The sequence below is a fragment of the Sporichthyaceae bacterium genome (assembly GCA_036493475.1).
GTDB lineage: Bacteria > Actinomycetota > Actinomycetes > Sporichthyales > Sporichthyaceae > DASQPJ01.
Genome location: DASXPS010000162.1, coordinates 1 through 5,474 on the forward strand (window position 1 = coordinate 1; position 5,474 = coordinate 5,474).

At 68.1% G+C, this 5,474-nt stretch carries 4 protein-coding genes; 1 reads left to right on the plus strand and 3 read right to left on the minus strand.

The features are described from left to right. The first annotated feature begins 328 nt into the window (after positions 1–328). Positions 329–1,474 (plus strand): ISAs1 family transposase, encoded by a 1,146-nt coding sequence (locus VGJ14_16495; protein ID HEY2834029.1) that lies wholly within the window; start codon positions 329–331, stop codon positions 1,472–1,474. Between the two features lie 341 nt (positions 1,475–1,815). On the opposite strand, the gene VGJ14_16500 is transcribed toward VGJ14_16495, so the two are convergent. From VGJ14_16500 to VGJ14_16510, 3 genes are all read right to left on the minus strand, one after another. After that, positions 1,816–2,628: an AAA family ATPase gene (locus tag VGJ14_16500; GenBank protein HEY2834030.1), complete on the minus strand. Its 813-nt coding sequence runs from the start codon at positions 2,626–2,628 to the stop codon at positions 1,816–1,818. Then, on the minus strand, positions 2,625–4,145 hold the full coding sequence (locus tag VGJ14_16505) for a DDE-type integrase/transposase/recombinase (GenBank protein HEY2834031.1): 1,521 nt from the start codon (positions 4,143–4,145) through the stop codon (positions 2,625–2,627). Before VGJ14_16505 ends, VGJ14_16500 begins: the two co-directional genes overlap by 4 nt. A 100-nt stretch (positions 4,146–4,245) precedes the next feature. After that, on the minus strand, positions 4,246–4,848 hold the full coding sequence (locus VGJ14_16510) for a hypothetical protein (protein ID HEY2834032.1): 603 nt from the start codon (positions 4,846–4,848) through the stop codon (positions 4,246–4,248). Positions 4,849–5,474 lie beyond the last annotated feature (626 nt).

Sequence of the window (5,474 nt, forward strand, 5' to 3'; positions counted from 1 at the left end):
GAGCAAGTTCGGCTGTGCCAGCGGCGCGATCGGCCACATCCCTTGTGTGAGGTAGTTGGAGTGGCGCGGCGGCAACCATCAGGGTAGGTACGGCCACGGCGGGGACCACGGCCGTTCCAAGATCGAGATAGGTTTGAGCGGGGTTCCCGTGCGGATTGATGCGATTTGATCACGTACGGCGTGTCTCGTGGTGGTGCGACGAAGCTCCGGATATGGACAGTGATCATCTCACCGATCGTGTCCCCGGAGCTTCGTCGTGGTTCAGTCTGTCATTGACCTCGCTGTGCCCGTTCCGGCTGGGCCGGTGGTCTCGGTACCGGTCGCCCGAGTGTGCGGTGACCTGCTGGAACTACTGGGTGGGGTGAGTGATGGCCGATCAGATCAAGGTCGTGATCATCCGGTCTCGGTGGTGCTGGCCCTGGCCGCCGCGGCGGTGGTCGCCGGAATGAGGGGTTACACCGCCATCACCGGCTGGGTCACCGATGTTCCGGTCGCGGTCCTGGCAGAGCTGTACATCCGTGCCGGCGCCCTGCCTGTCGGGCCACCGTCGAAAACCACGATCTGGCGAGTGCTCACCGACGCCGATGCCGAGGCCTTCGATGCTGTTGTCGGTCAGTGGCTGAGCGGCGTGGCCGGGTTCACCACACCGCCGGCCGTCGACGACCGCGGCGACTGTCCGGCGTTGATGCAGGTGAGGCTGGATGGCAAGACGATCCGCGGCGCGAAGGACGCCGAGGGCAACCAGATGCACCTGCTCGCCGCCCTGGTTGGCCCGGACGCCGCCACCTCGGTAGTCGCCGCCCAGGCCGAGGTCGGCACGAAGACCAATGAGGTGCCGATGGCGGCGGCGGTGCTCGGCCAGATCGACCTGAACGACAAGATCGTGACCGCCGATGCCTTGCATACGGTGAAGGCCACCGCGAACCATATCCACGAACGCGGCGGCCAGTTCGTGCTCCCGGTGAAGCAGAACCGGCGAGCTCTGTTCGACGCCCTCGACGCCCTGGCGTGGAAGGACGCCCCCATCGCGCACCGCGGCGTCGACACCGGCCACGGCCGGGTCACCACCCGGACCATTCAGGTCCTGCCCGCCCCACCGAATCTGCCATTCCCGCACGTCAACCAGGTGTTCCTCATCGAACGCTACGTCAGCGACCTCCGCGGCCGGCCGATCTCGGCCGTCGCCGCCCTCGGTGTCGCCAGCCCGAAACCCGATCAGACAGACCCCGCCACCTTGGCCGGATACGTCCGTCAACAGTGGTCGATCGAGTCCCTTCACTGGATCCGCGACACCCTCTACCAAGAGGACAAATCCCAGGTCAAGACCCGATCCGGGCCCAGAATCATGGCCGCACTCCGCAACCTCGCCATCGGCGCCCTCCGACTGGCCGGACGCACCGATATCACCGAAGCCACCCGATGGGCCGCACGTTCCATGAACCGGCCCTTCACCATCCTAGGACTCACATCATGATCTTGGAACGGCCGTGGGCTGGAGCCACGGCCGTTTCAAGATCATAGATGGGGCGGGGGTGTGAGCTGGGTCGCGATGCGTTGATACGCGGCGTGTTGGTTCGGTGAATGGGACGAAGCCCCGGTACGACAGCGGTCTTCTCACAGATCGAGTCAGTACTGGAGCTTCGTCGTGGGTCATTGTGTCACCGCTGTTGTTGTTGACGCGTGTTGACCGTCGTTGATCTTGCAGAGGATGCCGTCATTCGGTTTGTCGATGACCGGGGTGTGGGAAGGCCCCGCCTGCTGGTGGCTGGCGGGGCCTTCGTCTGTCAGGTGATGGTGTCGTCGGCGGGGTGATGGTCAGTCGGCGCCGGTTTCGGAGATGGCGGTGCGGGCGGCTTTCTCGTCGACGATGCTGGCGTTGCGAGCGAAGGCCGCGGTGAGGGCGTTGAGGGCGAGGTTGTTGATCGCTCGGGGATAGCCGCGTGAGGCGTTGTGGATCAGGGTGAGGGCGTCGTCGCTGAAAAGGGTGTCTGAACGTCCGGCGATTTTGGCGTGGTGGGTGATGTAGTCGGCGGTCTCGGTCTCGCTCATCCCGGCCAGGGCGTAGCGGACGGTGATGCGCTGGTCGAGCGCGGCGAGCACGCCCAGACGTAGCCGCTGGCGCAGTGTCGGCTGACCGATCAACACGGCCGCGAACGGTGCCCCGGAGTCCATGTCGTGGTTGGTCAGCATGCGGACGGCCTCGAGCTGGGCGTTGTCGAGCAGGTGCGCCTCGTCGAACACGACCACGGGGGTGCGGCCCCGTTCGGCGTGCTCGGCGGCTAATGCCGCGGCGGCCTGCGGCACGAGCGTCGCGGTGTAGAAGCTGGGCACTTGTCCGAGGGCGGAGACGACGTGGTGCAGCATGCCGCGCACTCCGACCGAGGGGTTGGGCAGGTAGATGACCACATGCCGCGAGCCGTCCAGCGCGGCGGTCGCGGCGCGGACGGCGACGGTCTTGCCGGCACCGACCTCGCCGGTGATCACCCCCAGGGAGTGCTGCTCGACGCACCAGCCGATCCGGGCGACCGCTTCGGCGTGCCCGCCGTGGCGGTGCAGCATCGACGGTGCCAGGCTCCGACCGAACGGCATCCGGGTGAATCCCCAGTGCGACTGCAGGCGCGAGCTCACGACCGGACCGCCGTCGCTGTGTCGGCCGCGCCGGTTCCGTTGCTGTCACCGGTGCTGGTGAGGGCGTCGTCGATGGACAACTGGCCCGGCAGCTGACCGTCATCAGGCGGCGGCGGCGCTGGGGTGGAGTAGAGGGCGTGGAAGCCGATGCGTCCCTCGTCGCGCAGTTGTTGCTGGTGGGCGTCGGCGACCAGAGCCAGGTAGGCGATCCCGGTGTTCGCCACCGGGGCCGCCTCGGGGGTTTCCGGGCGTGCTTTCGGATGCGCGTGGCGGGTGATGCGGAACGGCACGGCGCGGCCGTAGCGGGCGCCGCGGTAGTGCACCTCGATCGTTTCTAGGTCGAACGGGGAGAACACCAACTCGACCTTGCAGCCGACCAGCACCGCCTCGACCTCGTAGGTGTTGCCGTGCAGCGACACCGTCGCGGTCTTGGTGACGGTGCGTTGCTCGGACCATTGGAACGCCTCGGTCAACGCGTCCGGGCCGGGCATGACCGGGCCGTGCCCGGCTATCTGCCACCCGTCGTCCCAGCGGGCGAGGGGTGTCTGCCCGGTCTCGGAATGCACCCGGTGGTGGTACTGGGACTCGACCCACGCGGTGAACAGTGCGTTCAACTCCAGCAACGCGGCGGCGGGCGTGAGCCCACGCTCGGTGACCTCGGCAGCGGTCGAATCCGTTACCTCGACGAGGAACTGGTCGCGCACGCCGCGGAACCACCTCTCGATCTTCCCGCGGCCTTGCGGGCGGTGCGGCGTCGAGTGAACCAGCCGGATGCCGAGCTTGCCGCAGGCGCGCAGCAGCCACGCATCGACGAACGCGTTGCCGTTATCGACATAGCAACTTTGCGGGACGCCTCGTGCGGCCAGGGCCGGGGCCAGCGCGGCGGCCAGGCGCACGGTGTCCTCAGCGAACCCGAACCGATACCCCACGGCCAGACGTGAATGGTCATCGAGAAACGCGAACAGGTAGGTCTTGCGGCCGCCGACCCGTGGGCCGTGCGGGGCATCGCCCACCCACCGCTCGTTCGGGGCAGCGGCTTCGAACCGGCCGAACACCGCCGTGGCGCCCTGGGCCGCCGGGCGGATCAGGTCGCGGCGGTGGAACAGCCGCAGCAACGTGGACTCCGACGGGGACCAGCCGCCGGACGCCTTGAGAATCCGGGCGACCTGGGCCGCGGTGCGGTCGGGGTTCTCCCGCTTCAACGCCACCGCCAGCTCCAGGACCGTCGAGTCGATCCGGGTGCCGGGTTGGCGTGTCGAGGGGGCCAGCGCGTCGAATCCGCCGGCGCGGTAACGGCGGATCCACCGATCCAGGGTGTCGCGGGAGTAGCGGTGCCGCCCGCCGAACGGGCCAGCGTGGGTGGCCGCGGCGATCGCCCGCACCACCCGGCCGCGGGCCTTCGTGGACAGGCCCGGTTCCAGGGCAGGGCAGATCAACTGGTAGCGGAACAACGCCACCCGCTGCGCCCTCGCCCGGCGGGCGACATCGTTCGTGAGGTCGTGATCATGGGTGGACACGCGTGGATACCTCGATTCAGCACAGGGAGCCCGCCGCGATCCGGAATCTCGGTGGTCGGACAGTGACCCTCGCGAGGATTTCGACCCGCGGCCACGCCCGTCAGGGGCGACTCGTGTTGCCGGCGATCACCGGCCAGCCCGGGGCAAGGAGCCGACCACCCGAACACGCGGCGGCGACCTGCCACGCCGTCACCGGGCCGAGCACACCCACCGGCCCGAACCTGCCCGTCAGCGCCGCCGTCGCGGCGCCGAGAGCGGCCAGCAAGTCCCGCCACGGACACCCCAACCCGGTCGGCACCGCGACATCGACACCGGCGCGAATAGCAACCCCCAGCAGCACCACCCGCGACGACTCGAGCCGACCAGCCACCCTGCGCAGCCAGCCACGCACCGTCGCCGACGGCACCCCCAACCCCAGCCCGATCGGCCGCTGACCTGCCCCAGCGGCGCGGGCCGTCACCGCCGCTCCGATCACGTCAGCGGCATACGCGCGGCGCAGTAACACCGTCACCGGCAAAAGCACATGCGTGACCAGACAAGCAGTACAGCGCCCGCGACGCGGACGCAGCGTCTCGACCAGGCCGTGCACCCCGCGCGGACGCGCCCAGCCCCACGGCCGCAGCGATTCCTCGCACCCCGGACAGGGGAGCTGGCCGCTCGCCAACCTCGTCTCGACCAAGAGCGGGTCGGCCTCTACCGTCACCAACGATGCCTCCGTGCATCAGCACGGCCCTCCCGCCGGCGGTCCACCACGACACATCAGGCGGGAGGGCCGCTGTCGTCTTCGTCGGCGCGATTCTTCACAAGCTCGGCAAGCTGACGAAGCCGACCACGACCACGACCACCCAGGAGAAGATCAACAGATCATCGGCAACGCCACTGACGCCCCGAGCGACATTCGTCGGCGTTAGGAATGCCGCTCAACAGACGTCACCCAAGATCGCCTCGACATTCGCGGCTACATCGACACTGCCCGCAAACACGGCGCCGACGTAATCACCGCCCTACGCCAGGCCATCACCGGAAACCCCTGGAAACCCCCGCTGGTGGCTCCCACCTGAGCACCCCAAAAACCGCGCTCACATCACTCCCACGCAACCGCGTGGCTTCGCCACGCCCTCCCGGACGTGAATGTTTACCGTGTCGCGGTGTGATTGGCTTCTCAGCGGATGACGACTTCGAGTACCGATGGCGCATCGGGATGGTGGCTGAATGTGTTTAGGCGTAGGTCGGCTTGCTCGAAGAGGCGCTCGTATTGGTTGAGGCTACGTTCCCGGCCGCCGAGCTGAATGAGCATCCATACGCTGATAGCCGCGATGACGGGAGATC